Here is a 19775-nt window from a genome sequence, read left to right on the forward strand (position 1 = left end):
CCCTCCATGGGGGCCCCACGGTGGGTATGGTCGTGAGGCTGACGCACTGTCATTCCAGAGATTTCAGGGGGACTTGTGGACGATTTACCGCCGTCACCCGCTCAAGTGCCGCACCGCCTGCTGGCCGACCCCGGCTTCGTTCGGGCCCTGAGCCAGCGCGACTTTTCCACCGTCTTCGCCATAGCCCACGACGTGGGGATCTCCTTCAACCGGATCGCTGAGGCGTGCGCGCTCAAGTCCGAGCGGGTCAGCCAGATTGCCCGGGGCGCCGCGGCTGTCACCGCGCTGGCAACTGTCGAGCGAATCTCCGGCGGTCTGCGCATTCCTGGTGCCCTCCTGGGGCTGGCTGCGCAACCCTGGGAGGACACCGCCGCTCTCAGCACGGAGTCCGACCATGGAGATGATCCGATGAAGCGCCGCAATCTGCTGCGTGGCGCGCTCGCCGCCGGCCTCACCGCTCCGGCGCTCGCCGCCCTTACCGCCGCCCGGACCGACGTCGACAAGGCCCTCTCCTCTGACACGCCTAAGGATCTCGCCGACCTGGAGGCCGCAGCCGAGAGCTACGGGTACGGCTACCACGGCCAGCAGCCCACTGGCGTTCTTGCCGATCTGGTCTCGGACTTCGCCGGTCTGCGTTCGCTGCTCACCGGCCCGCAGCCCGCCCCGGTACGGGCACGGTTGTGCCGGACGGCCGGGCAGATGGCCGGGATGACCGCGATCGTCTTACACGACCTGGGCAGCCGCCGGGAGTCCCGCGCCTGGTTCGCCACGGCCGCCCGGGCCGCCGCCGAATCCGGCGACGACCAGCTGCACGCATGGGTCCTCGCCCGGGAGGCGATGGTCCCGCTCAACTACGGCGCCCCGAAAGCGGCGGTCGGCCTTGCCGAACGGGCCCGTCACGTCGCCGGGCACCGGCCGACCGCCGCGGCGACGCTGTCGGCCGCAGTCGCCGCCCGCGCCTACGCCCTCAACCACCAGGGCGAGCAGGCCCGCGCCGCGCTCGAGGCCGCCGACGCCCTCATGGACCGGCTCCCCGAGGGCGAGCGGTCGGACACGTGGCTGACGTACGGCGAGCAGAAGCACCACGTTCACCTCAGCCACGCCTTCACCACGCTCGGAGACACCCGCCTCGCCCACGTCAGCCAAGAGCGCGCCTTGGAGCTGTCCGCGCCGACCAGCACCATGACGCGCACCCTGCTGAACATCGACGCCGCCGCCTGCTCCCATCACGACGGCGACACGGAGCAGGCGTGCCGTCGTACGGTCGACGCCCTGACAGCGCTGCCCGTCGACTACCGCACCGGCCTGGTCCGCCGCCGCGCCCTGGACCTGTACGAGGCAATCCCCGCCGAGCACTACCGTGAGCGTGCCGTACGGGAACTCCGAGACCTCCTCGCCGCTTGAGGCGGCAGAGGTCCTCAGTAGGCCGGGCTGTCCGGCCACACATGGCGCAGGACCACAGTCCGGCGCACTCCGGCATCCAGCATCGCCTGAACGCGGTGCTGGCCGTTGATGAAGCCATTGCTGATGTAGTCGTCGCCGGAAGGCTGGATGGCGTCGCCGAGGCAGTACAACGTCCGGAACACCTGCTGCTCCCACTCACTCGCGCCAGCCGCAGCGGCGTACTCAAGGGCGTAGTCGACCATGCATTCCGCCTTCACGCCCTCGTGCTGCGCGCGCGACAGGGCGGCGAGAGCCATGTGGTTGACCCGATGCCAGTCGCCAGAGTGGTACCAGCAGCAGGACCGCCCCCCATGCCGCGGGAAAACCCGGTTCGTCCAGCGTCGCCACCAGGGTGTGCCGCCGGACATACATTCCTCGCGGAACGGGCGGGGCCTCGCCAGGCGCCACAGCGCCATCGCCTCGAACCGCAGGTCCGGCTCCGGTTCCGGCTCGGGCGGCACGTAGCCTTTGCCGCGGTCTTCGGCGACCGGACCGCCGACCAGGTGCACGATCTGCTCCGCGCTGATCGTGCACCAGCTCGGATGGCGCACCTGGTACGGCTCGTTCTCACCGAAGGTGACCAACCGAAAGTCCGGCTCCCTACCGAACGCGCCCGGAAACTGCCGCTCGATCCACACCGGCGGCAGTCCCTGGTCGGGGCAGTGCTGCTGCCACACCGCTGCTGCACACGACTCGGCCACGTTGGTCAGGCTCGGGGTCTCTCCCTCGGCTTGAATAGCCACCGCCACTGCCCGCTGCCCCGGTGCCGTGAACAGCTGCAATCGAAACGACGTGCGCCCCGCACGGAACATGTGGTCGTCCACGGTGCGCCGACGCGGAGCAGCGAGGCTCAGCACTTCTGACGGCGTCTCGCCGGACGCGCCGAGAGCTGCAGTATCGGGTCGGGCAGGGGGCGTTTCCTGCGGTGCGTCGTCCATGCCGACATCATGGCCGTCGATCGCCTTGCGTACTTCCCCCAAGCCACGGCGGGCACCAGACGAAATGGGATCGAGGCGGTGACGAAATACACGGGTGGGCGACCTCGCCCACTGGCAGGAACGGGACGATGAAGCCCCGGGTACGCCGCTGGGACAACTCATACCGGGAAACCGCCCTTCCTGCTGGGAGCGGTCCTCAGGTCTTCTCGGGCCGAGTTGTAGCGGGGCAGACCAGGAGGGGGCGGTGCGCTGTGGGCCCGGTGCAGCCAGCCTGTTCGGGGCGCTGGCAGTGGTGTGCACAGGTGGGTTCGATGTCATTCGGCTGCCTCGGTGATGTGGACGAGGGTGGAGCCGACGGGGCTTTTACGGACGTGGAGGCGTTGGGTGATGCGGCGGCGCATCTCGGCGACGTGGCTGATGACGCCCACGGTGCGGTCGTGGTCACGCAGAGAGTCGAGGACGTCGAGGACCTGATGGAGGGTGTCGTCGTCGAGGGTGCCAAAGCCTTCGTCGATGAAGAGCGTATCGAGTGCTTGTCCGCCAGCTTCGGCGGTGACGACGTCCGCGAGGCCCAGGGCCAGGGACAGGGAGACGTAGAAGGATTCTCCGCCGGAGAGGGTGTCGGTGTGGCGCTGGTGTCCGTTCCAGGCATCCAGGACTTTCAGGCCCAGGCCGGATTTGGCGCCGCGGGCGGCCCGTTCGTCGGAGTGGACGAGGGTGAAGCGGTGGTGCGACATGCGGGTCAGGCGGGTGTTGGCTGCGTCGACGACCTCCTCGAGGCGGGCGGCCAGGACGTAGGACTCCAGTTGCATGCGGAGTTGGTTGCTGAGCGAGCCGCCGCTGATCAGGCCGTGGAGGTGGTCGACGGTGCGGTAGGCGGCCTCCAGCGGTTCGAGGCTCGCTGTGAAGGCGTCGAGTTGGGTGCCGAGTACGGCGAGGGCGTCGACGCGGTCGGTGGCTTTGGTTTCGGCAGCCGTGGCGCTGGAGTGGGCGGTGGTGGCCTTCTCCAGTTCCGTCACTGCGTGCTCCAGGCATGCGGGAGGCCGGGCGGCGGCGTTCTTGAGGTCGGGTTGGTCAAGGCGGGCGGCCAGGACGAGGCGCTGTTCGCGCCAGCGGGTGATCTCTTCGCTGATCCGGGCGAGGTCGTCGTCGGGCAGCAGGGCGTCCGTGGCCTCGGCTGGTGAAGCGAATCCGGCTGCCTGGGCTGCCTGCTCGGCGCGTTGTGTGGCGGTGCGCAGATCGTCGGTGGTGCGGACCAAGGCGGTGGTGCACTCGGCTGCGGTCTCGAGTTGCTCGGCGAGTTGGGTGAGGTGGCGGATGCGGTCGGCGAGCGTGGCGTGTTGGCCCAGGGCGACAGCCAGGCGCCGGTTGAGAGTCTCGCGCTGGGTATGCAGGCTGTCGTAGGTGGCGTCGATGGCGCCCAGGCGCTGCTGTGCGGTGTTGCGGGTGTTTTCGCGGTCGGTCTGCTGCTGTTGCAGACGGGTGAGTTCTTCTTCGGCTGCGCCTGCGTCCGCGGCTTCGGCTAGGGTCTGGCGGAGGCGGTCGGTCAGCTCAGTGCGTCGGGCCGTGAGGTCGGCCAGAGGGGTGTCGCCGCCAGCCTGTCCACGTGCTTCAGCGGCCTCCTGCTCGAGGCCGCCCAGCCTCTGGCTGGCCTTCTTCTCCTCTTGCTGCGCGGCGGTGTGGGCGGCTTCGGCGGCCTGTTCGTCGGCGGCTGTGGGTTGGCCCGGCTGGGGAGTAGCGGGTGCCGGGTGGGTGGCGGAGCCGCAGACGGGGCAGCTTTCGCCGTCCTTGAGGCGGCCGGCGAGTTCGGCGACGATGCCGTCGGTGCGGCGCCGGCGGATGTCGATGTAGGCCGCGGCGGCCTGGTTGAGAATGCCGGTGGCTTTGGTGAGGGCTTCCTCGGCGACGGCGACCTGCGTGAGCAGGCTGTCGCGGCGGGCGGCGGCCTCGCACTGGGTATTCACCGCGCTGAGGGTGACGGTGAGTTCTCGGCTGGCTTCCTGGGCGGTGCGGGCTGCTTGAAGCCGTGCGGTCAGTGTCTCGCGCAGCTGAGGCAGGCCGTTGAGCCAGTCCTGAGCCTCGGTGACGGTGTCGGCCAGCTCGTTGCGTTCTTTTGAGAGCACAGCGAGTTCGTCGGTGAGCTGCTGCAGCGCGGCTTCATCCGGGAGCAGGGCCTGTGCGGCGCCGATGCGGCCGCGTACCTGTTGCGCGGCCTGGGAGAGATCGTTGCCGTCCTGGGAGGCGTGTTCGGCCGACAGGAGAGCGCGGGCGTTTGCGTCGGCGGCCAGGGCGAGGCTGTGTTCGCGGGCCGCGGTGTGGGCGTCGTCGAGAACGGTCTGCAGTTGCCTCGCCGTGCGGGCGCGCTCGTGTCGGTCGGCGAGCTGTGTGTAGTGGTCGGTGCGTTCGTCAAGCTGGGTCAGTTCCTGCTGTGCGGTGTGGTGTGCCTGCTGAAGGCGGTGCAGGTCGCGGGTGTGCTGCTCGGTGGTGCGGCAGTCGGCCAGCAGCTGGCGGGCGTTTTCGGTGCCGGCGGTGGCATCCTGCTGGAGCGTGACGGCCTGCCGGTGCAGGGCGGCGGCCCACAGACGCGCTTGATCGGTGAGGGTGGCTGGGTCGTCGGGGCGTGGCGCGCCGGTGGAGGGGTCGAGTTCGTCGCCGGCGGCCTGCTGGATGCGTTCGGTCAGGCGCATGACGTCGGCGCGGGCCTCGTCGCGGCGTTTGGCGGTCGTGGTCTTGCGTTCGGCCAGGAACTGCTCGATGAGGCCGAAGCGGCGGGTTCCGAACAGGGTGCCCAGCAGGACGCGGCGTTCGGAGGCGTCCGCTTGCAGGAACTTGGTGAAGTCGTTCTGCGGGAGCAGGACGACTTGGCAGAACTGCTGACGGTTGAGGCCCAGGAGGGATTCGATCTCTTTGCCCGCCTCTTTGTGCGAGCTGGTGATGCCCTCCCAGCGGCCCTGCCCGTGCTCGTCTTCGGTCCACTGCTTGAGGTCGGTTTCGGGTTTGTGGTCCACGAAGTCGCCCGGGCGGCGCGAGTGGGGCTTCCGCTGCGCGGGCACGCGGCGGATCTGCAGGCGTTTGCCGGCGATGGTTGTTTCCAGGGTCACTTCGGTGAGCAGGTCGGCGGGTGCGTGGTCGCTGCGCAGCCGTGCGTTGCGCTCGCGGGGCGGATAGCCGTAGAGGGCGAAGCAGATGGCGGCGAACAGGGTGCTTTTGCCTGCTCCGGTGTCGCCGTGCAGGAGAAACAGGCCGTCGGTGGTCAGGGCGTCGAAGTCGATGCTGTGCCGGCTGGCGAAGGGGCCGAATGCCTGCAGGTGCAGGGAGTGCAGGCGCATGTTCAGACGGTTTCCTTCTGCTGGGCGTGCACGTGCATGTGGTCGACGGCTTCCCACAGCAGGGCTTGCTCGTCGTCGGTGGGGGCGCTTCCGCGGACGGCGGTGATGAAGTCGTGGGTGATTTCGAGGTCGCCGCGGCCGCGGACCCGGTCTCGGTAGGTGGGGGTGTCGGTCGCCTGGGCGGGGATGGCGGCGGGTTCGTGCTTCATGTCGAGGGTGTGGGCGAAGCGCTGGCGCAGGCGGCTCATCGCCTCGTACGGGCGGGCGGGATCGGTGAGGGTGGCGTGCAGCCACGCGTCGGTCAGCGGTGCGTGGGCGGGGTCGGATAGCAGGTCCTCCAGGCGCCCGGTGAGCCGGGCTAGCGGCAGGTGCAGGTTGGTGGGGATGTCCTGGTGCGTGACGGTGGGCGTGCCGTCGGCTGCCAGGTCGACCAGGGCCAGGGATTTGGTGTGGCCGGCTTCGGAGAAGGAGTAGGCCAGCGGGGATCCGCTGTAGTGGATGCGGTCGCTGACGGCCTGGGGGCGGTGGAGGTGGCCGAGCGCGGTGTAGTGGATGCCGTCGAACACGGCGGCGCCGGCGTGGGCGACGCCGCCGACGCTGATATCGCGTTCGCTGTCGCAGCTGTCCGCGCCGGTGATGAACGCGTGGGCCAGGACGACGGCCCTGGTGTCGTCTGGGCGGGTGGCGAGGTCGGCGCGGATGCTGTCCAGGGCCGCGGTGAGAACGGCCTGGTGGGAAGGTATCTCCACCTGCATCTGCTCGCTGACCAGGGTGGGATGCAGGTAGGGCACGCCGTAGACGGCGACCGGGCCGTGGGCATCGGCCATCAGGACGGGGCGGGACGCCTCGGCGAGATCAGTACGCAGATGCACGCCGGCTTTGGCGTACAGGCCGGAGCCGATGCCGAGGCGGTGGGCGGAGTCGTGGTTCCCACTGATCATGATCGTGGGGATGCCCAGGTCGGCGAGTTCATGCAGGGCCCAGTTGAACAGACGTGCCGCGTCCAGGCTCGGGATGGCGCGGTCGTAGATGTCGCCCGCGATCAGCAGAGCGTCGACCTGTTCGGTGCGGGCGGTTGCGCAGATATGGGCCAGAACCTTGCGCTGATGGTCGATCAGGTCTTCCCCGTGGAACCGACGGCCCAGATGCCAGTCCGAAGTGTGCAGGAACCTCATGACGCCAGAACGTAACGGGTGAGGCCACAGCAGCGGATGGCTTTTCAGATAAAAACCGTACTTCAGGCGCATGAAGCGGCATGGCAGGACTACTGCGTCGGCACGGCATGAAAGGGAGTGCTGCACTCCGGACGGCAGTTCGACCACAGCTACCTGCAATCCCACTGCGCTACGAGCCGGAGTTCGAACTGCCCACCAGCCCCGGCGACGAGGAGTTCTTCAACGTGAGGCCCGGGACGGGCAGGCACGGCCTACCATCACTGCTTGATCACCGCTGCTGTTGGCAGGGCTTGACGTGCCGGGGACGGGGGGCGGACTGTGTACGTGTCCGAGGTGCTGGTGGAACGATTCCGCTCGTGCGAGCGAGTGCGGATCCCTCTGCGGCCGGAAGTGACGGTGCTCGTCGGGGAGAACAACGCGGGCAAGTCCAGCGTGATCGATGCAATTCGCCTGCTGACGGACCCCTTGGACGGGCGCCGGGTGCGCTACTTCGAGGAATCCGACGTTCTCAAGCCCGCCGCGGCCGAACGGGGCGGCCCGAGCCTGCAGCTGGATGTCGCCGACATCTCCGCACAGCAAAGCGGCGCGTATCTTGAGGCGTTGCTGCGTGAGGGGGATCCCGACAGCCGCACCGCACGGTGGCAGGTGTCCTGGACGCCACCGCAAACGGGCGGACGGCGCGGCAGTACCGCCTGGTCGCAGGGCGCGGGCCTTCCGGTCACGGGGGAACCTCCGGCACGCAGCGGCGTCCGGCATGTCTACCTGCCGGCGCTGCGCGATGCGGAGCGGGAGCTGGCCTCGGCCGGCGGTGACCGGGTCCGGATGATTCTTCGCGGGCTGCTGGGCGACGACACGTATGTTGATGCCTTCGTGGATCGGATCGGCACCGAGCTGAAGAAGGTGGCCGCGGACCCGGACGTGGTCAAGGTCAGCGAAAAGATCAACGAGCCGCTGCGGGACCTGACCGTCGGCGCGCATCCCCAGATGAGTGAACTGGCCCTGGCCGAGGCCACCTTCGCGTCGATCACCCGGTCGCTGCGCATGCTGTTGGGCGACGCCTCCGCCCAGCCGTTTCCTCTTTCGGCCTCAGGACTGGGCTACGCCAACACCCTGTTCATCGCCACGGTGATGGCCGAGCTGGACGCGGCGGCAGAGGCAGACCTGACCGTGCTGCTGGTCGAGGAGCCCGAGGCGCACCTGCATCCGCAGCTGCAGACCCTGCTGCTGCGCTATCTGCAGCAGCGGGCGCGGGCCTCGCGCCGTCGGCCCGCCTGTGACCCGGCCCAGCCGGCCGGGCACCTGCAGGTGGTGGTCACCACCCACTCCCCCATCCTGTCGGCCGCAGCCAGCGTGGAGGACCTGGTGGTCATGGCCCGCTGCCCGGCCGAGCTATCCGACGGCTGGCAGGCCAGGCCCCTGCCCATCCCCCAGCTGCATCTGAGCCCAGACCGGGTGGCCATCTGGACCGCTACCTGGATGCCACGAAGAGCGCCCTGCTGTTCGCATCGCGGGCGATCCTGGTGGAGGGCATTTCCGAGCTCCTGCTACTGCCCGCTCTGGCCCAACGTGTCCTGGCCGCCGGTGAGGACGCCGACGCTCAACAAAACCAGGAAGCATTCGATGCGCTGGAACGGTTCTTCGGCACCACCCGGGTGATCGTGGACGGTGTCGGATTCGAGGTCTATCTGCGGGTGCTGCTGGCGCCGGTGGACGGCATGTGTCTGGGAAGGCGGGTGGCGCTGATCACCGACACGGATGTGGCGCCCGGGCAGCCAGAACCGGCCAGGCTGCAGTCGCTGCGGGAACTGCCCCGCCGCTGGCACTCCCCCGGCGTGCTGCATCTGGCCGCAGCGCCGCGGACGCTGGAGCCGGCCCTGTGGTCGGCCGACAACATCACCGCCTTGCGGGCGGCGTTCCTGCGCTGCGCGCCGCGCTCGGAGGCGCGCTGGGAGCAGGTCGTCACGGCTTCGGATCCCGCCGTGGCATTCGGGGAGCTGTTCGTCACGAAGACCAGCCGGACCCGCACCGGTGCCGATGGAGACGTCACGAAGGGCACCAAGATCTCCAAAGGGCTGTTCGCCCAGGAACTGGCCGACGTGCTGGCCGACCCGACGGTGGCATTCACCGTGCCTGCCTACCTGGCGGACGCCATCCGCTTCATCACCGCCACGGACCGCACTTCTGCGGTGAGCGCGCCATGACCGGGCCGACAGGGCCGGGAGAGACAACGTCGGTACTGGACGATGCTAAAGCGCAGCAGCAGGCTGCCATGGCTGTGTCCGCGCCTGCCTTCGTACCTGCCTGCCCGGGCGCCGGCAAGACGCATGTGATCACCAGTCGGCATCTGCAGTCGCCCCGGCGGCTGCTGCGGCAGGGCCGGGCCCTGATCTCGTTCACGCGTGTGGCGCGTGATCAGATGATCCGCCGCTGCCGCCAGGCAGGCCGCGCAGACCTGGTCCAGGCACCGCACTTCATCGGCACCCTTGACTCGTTCCTGTGGGAGTTCCTGGTCAAGCCGCGGCGGGCGGCCGAGCCCGTGCCCCGCCTGCTGGAGTCGTGGGCGGGCATCAAGGCCACGGTGGAGGGCGTGGACCGGGAGGTCTCCCTGCACCGCTTCCCCATGACCTTGGACCCCTCACAGAGCCCCGCGCGCGAGGCGGTCGCCTGGGACAAACTCGACTACGACACCCGGCAGCTCATCGAGGCCAGCACGTACAGCCAGCAAGCGTGGGAAGACAAGATCCTCGCCACCCGCAAGTCGTGGTGCCAGCAGGGGTATTTCACCGGGCACGAGGCGCGGGTGCTGGCCCTGTGGAACCTGCACAACGCCGAGGCCGCCACCGGGCTGCTGGGACCGCTGTGCTCCCGGTTCGCTGAAGTCATCGTCGATGAGGCGCAGGACTGCTCCGCCGCCGACCTCGCCATCCTTCGACTGCTGCACGACGCCGGCCTGCCGCTGGTCCTCGTCGGCGACCCGGACCAAGCCATCTACGCCTGGCGCGGAGCCGAACCCCAGGCTCTTGGGGCCTTCGCGGCGCAACTGTCCCCCACCCCTCACCGCCTGACCGGCAACTGGCGCAGTTCCCCCGTCATCTGCCACCTGGCGTCCACCCTGCGCACGGGGCAGCGCCCGCCGGACACGTCCGTCGTACGCGACGACGACATCCCCGCCCTGCTGCTGCCCACCCAGTTCGCCGCCTCCGGCAGCCGCCACCTGCACGCTCCGACCGGCACCGGCATCGTCGACGCTTTCCGCGCGCTCGCCGAGGAGTACGCCGTCCCGGCAGAGAACTGTCTGGTGACCGCCTACAAGTACGCCACCTTGCCGGGCATCACCCGAGAGCGGCCCAACACCAACATCATCACCAGCCTGGCCTGGGCCCGCACCGTCGCCCACACCCCGAGCGCCTCCGGCGACGACCTCGCCCGGGCCTGCGCGATCGCCGTGCGCGTCCTGTTCGGCTACTGGTATCCGGGCGAGACCGGCGGCCCCGACCGCATCATGGCCGCCCACCGCCTGTCGGCCGGCCAGGTCAACCGCACGGCCTTCGCGTTCCTGCACAGCCTGCCCCCGCCCCACAAAGAATGGGGTCCGCAAGTGTGGCAGGCCATGAAGGCCTGGCCCGCTCTGCCCGGGGCCGCCCCGCAAGGAGGCAAGGGCCGCCCCGCCGGAAAACCCACCCTGTCACGCCCCCAGCTGGCCACCGGCATGCGCACCAACATCGTCCACCAGATCAAGGGCGACGAAGCAGACGGCGTCCTGCTGTTGCTGCCCGATGCCGGAAGCGTGCAGCGCTGGGCCACCGCGGACCCGGCCACCGACGAGGTGCTGCGCGTCTGGTACGTCGCCGTAACCCGCGCCCGCCGCCTGGCCGCCATCGCCCTGCCCGAGGACGAGACCGACGCACTGGCCCGACTGCTGACAGAGCGTCAGGTACCTGTCCGTGTTGTGTGAACCGACTGCCGGCCGCGGACACCCGCGTGGACCACGTGCTATTCCACGCTCTCCCGCGCTGTGCAACAGCCCCCCTGTTTCGAAGAGGCCGGGTCGAGAAGGCGAGTGAGTACAGCGTCGTGTTCCTGGTAGAGGACACGTCCTGTCGTGCGCAGTTGGGCGGCCAGTGCGGGATCACAAATGCTCGGCAGGGGGCCGAGCGGGACGGCAGAAGGCAGATCGCCTGCCGCTCGAACGAGAGCGGTGTCCATGGCGATGAGTTCTGCCCCGTAGGTCTGCTGCACCGTGGCGGCGATGTGCAGACCGGCGGCGTCCAGGTCGCCTGTGTAGCGAAGGCGCACGCCCTGGTCGACGGCCAGTTGGAGGAGGACGTGGTCGACGGCGCGGAGCTGGCCGCTGGTGCAGGCCATGGGCTGAGGGCTGGCGCACTCCATCGCGGCCTTGAGGACGGAGGGATTTTCGACGACGGTGAGGGTCTGCGGCGCCAGTCGGGGTGGGGTGCGGGTGAGGTCGAGGAGGTTGAGGGCGACGGGGGTGGTGGCCTCGTTGAGGCGGCGGTCGATGGGGCCGTCGCCGAGGGCGCGGACCTGGTGGAGCAGGACGGTGGCAGAGAGCCGGTCGGCGATGATGCCGTAGTCGGTGCGGACGTCCCATTCGACCTGGACACCGACGTGGGCGACGCCGGTGCGGACGTCTTTGAGGGTGTCGTGGATCTGGGCGACCAGTTCGAGGGCTGCTTCCCGGCGCAGTTGGATGTCGCGCTGCAGGCGGGTGAACAGGCTTGTCTTGAGGACCTGCTTGATGTCGGCGCGCAGGTCGTCCTCGAGTTGGGCGGCGGTGGCCTTGAGGTCCTGGACGGTGGTGGTGACGTCTTCGCCGCGTACCGCGGCGGGGTCGGCGACGACGGCGCGCCGCCAGGGGGTGTCTTCGATGCCCAGCAGGGTGACCTGCCGGTCGAAGCCGGCCAGGCCGGTGCTGGCTTTGCGGGCGGCGGTTTCCAGCAGGGTCAGGTCGCGGTCGCGCTGCCGTTCCAGGACGGTGCGGCGGTCGGTGCCGCCGGGGGCGTCGGCGAGCAGGCGCCTGGCCCAGGCAAGGCCGGCGGTGATGTTGGCGGGGCGGCCGGGGCCTTCGGTTGGGATGTCGTCGGGAACTTGGGCCAGGTGCTCGTCGACCAGGCGGCCGAGCTGGGCAAGGCAGGCGTCCCGGTTCTTCTCGGCGGCTTCCCGCTGCGGGGCGACCATCACCAGCGTGGCCTGGGCGGCGCTGGCTTGCCTGTCCGCTTCCTGCTGGCGGCTGCGGCATTGTTCGGCACGGTCCTCGGCCTGCCGGAGCTTCTCGGCTGTGGCGTCCCGGCGGGCCAGGAGCTCTTGGTACTGGGCGCCGTGCAGGGCTTGCATTTCGGCGACCGTTGCGGCTTCCTCCTCGGCTCGCCGTCGGATGCGGTCGGCTTCCTGCTGGGCCTGGGTGTGGCGTGTGCGGCGCTCGGCGGCCTGCTGACGGTCGCCGTCGGCCCGCGCGAGCAGGTCGGCCACCCGCTGGGCGGCCGGTGCCCAGGCCTGGATGTGGCCGACGAACTGGGCGACAGACTCCCGGCGTGCATCGAGGTAGTCCGGTTCGGTGCGCAGCATGTCGCCTGCGGGCAGGGCTGCTGCGCGGTTGAGCGCGCGCAGGGCCTCGCTGACGGCTTTGCCGGCGTCCTCGTGGCGGCCAGTGGCCTTGACGACATCGGCGCGGGCCCGGTTCAGATCCTGTTCGGCTGCGTCCTCGGCCCGGTGGGCTGCCTCGACGGATTCGATCTCCTGGCGCGGGAAGGCGTCCTGCTCGGTGTCGGCGGCCTGCTGGGCGGCCGCGGCACGGGCGCGCGCGTCTGCGCTGGCCTGGGCAATGGCTGCCTGCTCAGCTGCGGCATCCTCAGCGATGCGGGCGGCCTCGGCAGCGCGGGCCTCGCTGTGCCGGGCGTGTTCGTGGGTGAGGGCAGCGGCATCGACGGCGGCGGTGCGGGCTGCCGCGGCGGCCTCGAGTTCGGCCAGGATCCGCTCCAGGGCCCGGTCGGCGTCGGCCAGGGCTACGGCGGTGCGGTGCTGGAGGGCATCGGCGGCCGCGCGTCGGTCGGCGGCGTGGTCGCGTGCGTCGTCCACCTGGGTGACGGGCGGGAGGCTGTCGCGTTCCGCGGCGGCGGCGGTGATGTCCCGGCGGCGGCCCGCCAGGTGATCTTCGGCTTCCTTGAGGGTGCTGCGGGCAGCGGCCAGGTCGTCTTCGAGGCGCCTGACGTGCTGTTGGCGGGCCCTCTCCCGTGTGGTGCGGCCGATGAAGGCTGCCCGGTATCCGGCGGGAGCGCTGGCGGTAAGGACGCCGTGGGCCAGCCGGCCGGCCGCCGTGTCGCTGCCGGGGGCGTCGAGGGGGATGGCGGCAAGGATCTCGCCTACCCGGGTGGTGTCGATGGCCGGGGTGTCTTCGACGACCAGCAGGTCGGCCAGGGTGCGTCCCGGAGCGGGGGTGGTGGGGGTGAGGGTGAGATCGCCGCCGCACACCCGGCCGTCGGGGGTGACCAGGGCGTCCAGGAGGCCTGCCACCAGGAGGGCTCCCTCGAGGCGGTCGGCGTCGGCGGAATGCAGTCCGGGGGCGAAGTCGACCAGTGCCCACAGCGGGACGCCGTCCCCTGGGGTGCGGGTGCGCCAGGGCGGGGGTGCGGGGACCGGTGCGGCCTGCTGGGCCTGGTGGAGCTTTTCGGTGAGCGCGGTGACGGTTTCGGTGGCGGCTTGGACCTGCCGGGCGGCTTCTTCGGCGTGGCGTTGGAGGCGCGGTGCGGCCTGGGCGTGCGCGCGCACGGCCGCCAGGGTGAGGTCGGCGGGTTGCAGGGCGTTCAGGTCGGCTGCCGGTGCGGTGGCATCGGGCAGAGGAAGGTCGGTGGCGGACAGGTGGGCCAGGCCGTCGCGCCAGGCGTGCACCTCGCCCAGCCAGTCGCGCACCGCCTGAAGGGCGGCCGCGTCGGCCTAGGCGAGGGCCTGTTCGGCTGCCTCGAGCGCGGCCTGCTCGAGGGCGGCCCTGGCTGCGGCGTGGTGGGTACGGGCCTGGTCTGCGGTGCGGGCTGCGGCGTGAGCGAGGGCGGTGTCGGCGGCTGCTCTCTGCTGGTGGCCGGGAAGGTCAATGCGGGCACGGGCCGCGGCAGCGGCGGCCGAGAGCCAGGCGGTGAGCCGGCTGGTGTCGGTGCGCTCTTCGGCATCGCCTGGTTCGGTCAACTGCACTGGCAGCGGGCCGAGCAGCGGCGCGGACTCCTGCCAGGTGTGAAGTCGGGCGGAGAGTTCCTCCTTGGCGTAGCGGCGGTGGCTGGTGGCCTGGTCGGCTGCTTCGCGGCGAGCGTGTTCCGCATCTTCGGCGGCGTGCTGTTCGTCTGCGGCGGTGCGCTGGTTGTCCTGCAGGTGCTGGTAGGTGCCCAGCGCCCGGTCGGCGGCCTGGATCTGGCGCTGGTGGTCTTCCGCCCAGGCCAGCGGGTGGCTGCACAGCCACGCTGTGTCCAGCGTGGCGTCGGCGCTGCTGCGGGCTGCGGCGAGGGCTTCGGACGCGGTCAGGAGGTGTTCGCAGGCGGCCTGGGCTCCCAGAGCGGTGGCGCTGGTGCGCAGGTCACCGGAGATCCGGGTGAGCTGGACCTGCGCGGCATCGGCGTCGTCCCGGCTGCCGGCGGCCTTCCGGTGAGCCTCGTCGGCGTCGGTACCGGCCGTCTGAGCGCGCTCGGCCGCGGCTGTGGCCTGGGCGGCGAGGTCGCGTGCGCGGTCCTCCCGGTGCGGCAGTTCGGCTCCGGCGTGTTCGCTCAGCAGTGCCTCGTCTGCGGATAGTTGTCCTCGGGCGCGGGAGATGTCGCTCTGGGCGTCGGCATATTCCTGGGCCGCGTCCTGGAATGCCTTCTGGGCGGTGTCCAGCTGGTCGGTGGCCTTCTTGAGGCTGCGGGCCTGGTCGTCGAACTCGGTGTTGGCTGCGGTCAGGGCGGCGGCTTCGGCCTGGGCCACGGTGCGCAGGTAGCGGCGGTAGCTGCGGTAGCTGCGGTCGGTGCCTTCCAGGAGCTTGGCTTCCTGGCGGGTGCGCTCCAGTTTGGTCTTGAGTTCGGAGATGCGTTCCATCGCCTCGGCGACCTGGGTGAGGTTGTCGGTGTCGAGGGCGGGCAGGGCATCGGTGAGAACCTGCCGCATCCGGGTGGGGGAAATGGCCTCGGCGGTGCGCACGCTGCGCAGGGAGCGCAGGACGGCGAGCAGCGCCTCGAACTGGACCTCATTGAGCGGGGCGAACAGGCGGGTGCGCACCTTTTGACGGTAGGAGCGTTCGTCTTGGGGGGTGAGCTGGGTCAGGGAGCCCCGCAGGGCTTTGGAGTCGGTGAACATCTCGCCTTGGCAGGCGGCCAGTTGTCCGGCGAGGGTATCCAGGCGGACGGGGTCGCGGTCCTGTTCCAGGATCAGGTCGCTGCCCACCCGGCCGGAGGTGAGGAAGAAGGCGCGATGCAGGTGGCCTGCGGTGGCCCGCAGCCACAGGCCGGTGGTCACGTATCGGGTGCTGCCGTCGGCCGGATCGTGCAGGCCGTACTCGAGCCACCAGATGCCGGTGCGGTCTTCCCGGTCGTTGAAGTCGGTGTGGCGGCTGGTGAGGGTGCCTGCGGCCTTGCCGGACACCGACAGGGCGGTCTGGGAGGTGTCGGCGTCCAGCAGGACAGTGATCAGCATGGAGGCGGTGAGGGACTTGCCGGACCCGTTGGGGCCGACCAGGGCGAGCCAGCCGCCGGAGAAGTACAGCTGTTCGCTTGCCCAGGCCCAGGAGTTGACGATGCCGGCGCGCGTGGGCTGCCAGCGGCCCTCGGCGCTGGGGATATCCAGGGCCGGCTCGTCAACGGCGGTCAGGCTCAGGTGCGGGGCGGGGTGCTCGGCGGGCTTCATCCGTCGTCTCCTTGGCGGGCCTGGTGCGCGGCATGGGCTGTGGGGGCAGTCGCGGCCGTGTCGGACGCCGTGAACAGGGGGATCGCCGGGTCGGCGGGCGGGGTGTCGGCCGGTACGGGTGGCGGGGTGGGCTGGCGGACGCGGACGCGCCACAGGTGCACGCCGGGTGTGGGCAGCCATGTATCGGGGCGGCCGGGCTCGGGGGTGAGCAGGCCGGCGCTGGTCAGTTCGGCGGCCGCGGCGCGGGCCAGCGCGGGAAGGCGTTCGTAGGAGGCGGCCCAGCGGGGCTGGCGGGCGCGTACCTGGGTGAACAGTTCCGCGATGCCGGTGAGGGTCAGCGGGGCGGTGGGGGTCATCACGGCCGGGGAGGGTGGCCAGCAGGGCGAGGGCCGCCTGGCGCTCGGTGCGGCGGCCGTTGGGGAAGTCGATGCTGCTGGCCTGGCCGCTGGGGTCGGTGATCTGCCACCAGTCGCGGCGCACGGTCGCGGTGAGCCCGAGGGCGGCGACAGTGTTGAGGGCGCGTTCGCGTCCGGCCAGGGTGTGCAGGTAGGGGGTCGTGTCGGTGGCGTCGTCGAGAGGGTCGGCGGCGGGGTCGTCGACCAGGCGGCGGATGGCGTTCAGGCGCCGCTGTTCCAGTGTGGGGGCCTCGCCTTGGGTGTGGGCGGTGTGGTCCAGGAGGGACGCGGCGGACAGGGCGGCGGCGTGCTGGTCGGGCGGCAGGCCGTCGAGTTGAAGGAGGGTGGGTGACAGGGAAGAGAATTTGGTGGCGAGGCGATCGCGGGAGGCGGTGACGACGAGGTCGCCGTCCTCGTCGGCCAGGGCGCGGTCCAGGTCGGCGTCGACGGTGATGGTTCCCTCCGCGACGAGGATCTTCAGGGCGTCGGCCAGGCTTTGGCGGTTGTGGCGCGCTTCCTTCTTGCTGACGTCCTCGGAGGCGACGACCGGGAAGCGGGGCAGGCGCCCGTCCGTGGTATCGGCGGCGCAGACCTGGGCGATGGCCTGCATCAGTTCCCGCACGTTCATACGCGGGCGGCGCCACAGCTGTTCGCAGGCCAGGCAGATGAGGATCATCACCAGGGCGCCCGCCAGCGGCTGCCGGTCCCGCACCAGTCTCGGCCCCCGGTCGGCCGGGACATCGCTGCGGCGTTTGTGCAGACGGATCAGGCCGGCGACTTCGTGGACCTCCAGGGTCCAGTTCAGTTCGGTGCGGAAGAACTCCGCCAGCGCATGGCGGCCCTGCAGGGCCGCCCGGTAGTGCTCGGGGTCGCCTTCGATGGTGAGACGGCCGGCCGCCACGAGCAGGCGGGCGCTCTCGCGCAGGTCGGCATCGAGCAGCAGAGTGTCGTTCATGCCACGCTCCAGTTCTGCCCGGCCGCGCCAGGCTCGGCCGGCCGGTGCACGGCGGGCGTCCGGCCCTGAGGGGTGACGGACAGTCGCAGATCGGGCCCGACCAGGCGTCCTTCGGCCAGGTCGACGGTGACGGTTGTGTCGGGGCGGCCGGGCCTGACCGTCACCTCCAGGCCGGCCTCGTCGACGGCGGCCCGCCCCATCCCGTCCTGCGGGCGGTAGCGGCTGAGAGCGACCTCGACGGCATTGAGCAGGATCACAGCCGCTTCGAAGGGCAGTTGGGCGACGTATTCGAGGCCGACTTCACCGTCGGTGGCCAGCTGCGCGGCGAGACGGCGGCGGCGCTGTGCGGCCGCCTGTGCCTGGGCATGGGCGGCGGCCCGGTCGGCGGTGGTGTCGGGCACTTTGCGGGGCCGTCCGGTGGCCGGTCCGTGCCGTTCGTGTTCCCGCAAGGTCACCTCGACCTGGTGACGGCCGATGCCGGCCCGGGCGGGAGTGCCGTGGGCGACGTCCTCCTCGCCGGCGCCGATGACCGCGTGCCAGGCGGGCCAGTCCCCGAACGCGGCCGCGTACACGCGGCGGGCCTCGGCGTCGTCCGGCTGGCTGTACAGGCTGTAGGCCAGTGCGCGGAAATCGACGCCGAGGTCGCTGCCGCGTCGGCGGGCCATGTAGCGGCGGTCGATGGCGACCAGCAGTGTGTGCACGGCCCCGCTGGCCGAGTCGATCAGCCGGTGCACTGTGCCGTCCGGTTTGAACCAGGCCTCCAGGTCGTTCAGGCGGCGGATGCGTTCGTCGATCCAGTGCTGCTGGTCGGCGACGTCGAGGAGTCCGGCGTGCTCGACGGCGGCCTCCACGGTGCGGGCGAATCCGGCCAAGCGCAGCTCGGCAAGGGCCGTCTCGACTCGTGGCAGGCCGCGCCCGTATTCGCGGGGGAACTGGCGCAGTGCCTCCACGACGCGGTCGCGGTTCTCGCCGAACACGTCGTTGTCGGTCACGTCGGACTGCACCATCTTCGCCAGTGCCGCGTAGAAGTCGGCCGTCACCCGCTGCAGTTCGTCGATGCGGGTGCGTACGTCCTCCAGGTCGCCCGGCAGCCGGCCGTGATCATCCTTCAGGTGATCGAGGATCTCCCGAAGCGTGTCCTGAACCCCGTCCAGAAGACGGCTGGGCAGTTGCAGGGCGCGCACCACGTCGACGACCGCAGTGCGTACGGCGGCCACGATGCCGCGTCCCCGCTGGGTCAGCGCCCACGCCTCCTCACGCGCCGACAGGCCCTGCAAGCTACGCAGCGGGGCCGCGTAGTCGTGAAACGGCTCAGCAAACTGCCAATTCAGCAACTGGTCCAGCAAGGCGCGCAGTTCAGTTTCCGGCAACGGGTCGTGGTAGCCGACCGCCTTCAACTGGGCGGTGATGTCGGACAACGTCGCCATCGGCCCCCGTGTGGACAGCTCTTCCAGGGCGGCCAGCGTGGCAAGGTAGCGCTCCTTCACGAGGCCCTCGGGTATCCCGAACACGTACCAGTCCCCCGGTACGACCTCCTGCCACCACATCCGCGAACGCAACACCATCTCCCCCTGCAGACGACGGCACCATGGCGTCTCGGCGAAGCGGACGGGCAAAAACCGGTGCCGCTTCCCTTTTCCGAGCCGTATGTGAAAGCTAGCCGCCGCCACTGACAACGCCCGCTGTATTCCCGGGAATTCGAGGGGAGTCGACCACTCGTCAATGACTTGAATCAGTGCCCAAGCACCATTGCAGGGGCACTGATTCAAGCGGGAGAACGGACGTGTTCGTCTCGCCTACCACGAGGAGGAAGAAGCTCAGAAGAAACCATCTGAGCTGCGGAAACGAAAGCTTTCGACATGATCGCGGCCCACAGGACCAACCATCCGGAGCGCCAAGGATCAGCGACAGTTCACTTGCCGGCATCAGCCGAAATCAAGTCAGTTCCTCATGAGAGACGCGCCGCATCCGCGCAAGATACCGAACACGCATTCACAGCGACGCATTTCGCATATACGTTCGGGCTCTCTATTTGGCTGAGCAAGACAGCTTCGCAAGACTCAGTCACAGGTCCGAGGCGCGCGGGGTGTTCGGGGACGCCTACAGCTCGAACTCCAGGTGCATGATGTCGGTGAAGCGCACCTCCTCCAGCTGGCCGGCGCGGCGGCCGCCGTCTTGGAAGTACACCTCCTTGAGCGCTTCGGCGGCGATCTCCTGCAGATGCTGGTCGGTGGCGCCCTGCTCCTGGGCCTCGAAGAAGCGGGCTGCGTATTGGGGTGGCAGCGCCACGGTCAGGTGACGGAGCCGGTCCTCGTCAGTGGTGCCGACCGGCGCTTTGTAGCCGATCCGGGCGCGGGTGTCGATGACGATGCCGCCGGTGGTCGCCGCCTTCTGCCGCGCCTGGGCGCGGATCTGCGGCTGCCACCGTGCCTTGACCTCGCGCTCCAGGCGGGCGGCGAGCTGCGGGCGGGGCTTCTTGGCCTCGTCCTTGACGTACCGCTCCACCTGGCGCTGGGACATTGCGAGCAGTTCGGCGACCGCCTTGGTGCCCTTGAGCTGCTTGACCAGGTACCGCATCTGAGCACCCGCGCGTTTGGGGGCCGGGCGGGTGAACGCCTTCTGCACCGCCTTGTCCAGGCCGTCCCCGAACAGGGTCATCGTCGCTC

At 70.3% G+C, this 19775-nt stretch carries 11 protein-coding genes; 4 read left to right on the plus strand and 7 right to left on the minus strand.

Annotated features, from left to right (window positions below; translation table 11 throughout):
- Positions 1-75 precede the first annotated feature (75 nt).
- Entirely contained in the window at positions 76-1404 is a 1329-nt protein-coding gene (locus QQM39_RS45895) for a hypothetical protein (RefSeq protein WP_302004068.1), read from the plus strand.
- Between the two features lie 14 nt (positions 1405-1418).
- Here the strand turns inward: QQM39_RS45895 and QQM39_RS45900 are convergent, their stop codons facing one another.
- From QQM39_RS45900 to QQM39_RS45910, 3 genes are all read right to left on the minus strand, one after another.
- On the minus strand, positions 1419-2381 hold the full coding sequence (locus QQM39_RS45900; RefSeq protein WP_302004069.1) for a hypothetical protein: 963 nt from the start codon (positions 2379-2381) through the stop codon (positions 1419-1421).
- Between the two features lie 314 nt (positions 2382-2695).
- Positions 2696-5710, minus strand: coding sequence for an SMC family ATPase (locus QQM39_RS45905; RefSeq protein WP_302004070.1), 3015 nt, complete (start codon positions 5708-5710; stop codon positions 2696-2698).
- A gap of 2 nt (positions 5711-5712) precedes the next feature.
- Positions 5713-6885, minus strand: a complete 1173-nt coding sequence (locus tag QQM39_RS45910; protein ID WP_302004071.1) for an exonuclease SbcCD subunit D — start codon at positions 6883-6885, stop codon at positions 5713-5715.
- 324 nt (positions 6886-7209) lie between these two features.
- Between QQM39_RS45910 and QQM39_RS45915 the strand changes: the two genes are divergently transcribed.
- Genes QQM39_RS45915 through QQM39_RS45925 form a run of 3 tightly spaced genes read left to right on the plus strand, consistent with a single transcriptional unit; the run spans position 7210 to position 10840 of the window.
- Positions 7210-8541, plus strand: a complete 1332-nt coding sequence (locus QQM39_RS45915) for an ATP-dependent endonuclease (protein WP_302004072.1) — start codon at positions 7210-7212, stop codon at positions 8539-8541.
- On the plus strand, positions 8442-9086 hold the full coding sequence (locus tag QQM39_RS45920; protein WP_367669742.1) for a hypothetical protein: 645 nt from the start codon (positions 8442-8444) through the stop codon (positions 9084-9086). Before QQM39_RS45915 ends, QQM39_RS45920 begins: the two co-directional genes overlap by 100 nt.
- Positions 9083-10840: a UvrD-helicase domain-containing protein gene (locus QQM39_RS45925; RefSeq protein ID WP_302004074.1), complete on the plus strand. Its 1758-nt coding sequence runs from the start codon at positions 9083-9085 to the stop codon at positions 10838-10840. The genes QQM39_RS45920 and QQM39_RS45925 overlap by 4 nt, the downstream gene beginning before the upstream one ends.
- A 38-nt stretch (positions 10841-10878) precedes the next feature.
- Here the strand turns inward: QQM39_RS45925 and QQM39_RS45930 are convergent, their stop codons facing one another.
- The 4 genes from QQM39_RS45930 to QQM39_RS45945 all read right to left on the minus strand — a co-directional run bounded on the left by QQM39_RS45930 (position 10879) and on the right by QQM39_RS45945 (position 19767).
- Positions 10879-13809, minus strand: coding sequence for a DUF2399 domain-containing protein (locus QQM39_RS45930; protein ID WP_302004075.1), 2931 nt, complete (start codon positions 13807-13809; stop codon positions 10879-10881).
- A 24-nt stretch (positions 13810-13833) separates the two neighbouring features.
- Positions 13834-17109, minus strand: a complete 3276-nt coding sequence (locus QQM39_RS45935) for a hypothetical protein (protein WP_302004076.1) — start codon at positions 17107-17109, stop codon at positions 13834-13836.
- Entirely contained in the window at positions 17106-18674 is a 1569-nt protein-coding gene (locus tag QQM39_RS45940; protein WP_302004077.1) for a DUF2397 family protein, read from the minus strand. The genes QQM39_RS45935 and QQM39_RS45940 overlap by 4 nt, the downstream gene beginning before the upstream one ends.
- Positions 18675-19209: 535 nt before the next feature.
- A complete protein-coding gene (locus QQM39_RS45945) occupies positions 19210-19767 on the minus strand; it encodes an XRE family transcriptional regulator (RefSeq protein WP_159765088.1) in 558 nt (185 codons plus the stop codon).
- Positions 19768-19775: the final 8 nt, after the last annotated feature.

The organism is Streptomyces sp. DT2A-34, assembly GCF_030499515.1.
Classification (GTDB): domain Bacteria; phylum Actinomycetota; class Actinomycetes; order Streptomycetales; family Streptomycetaceae; genus Streptomyces.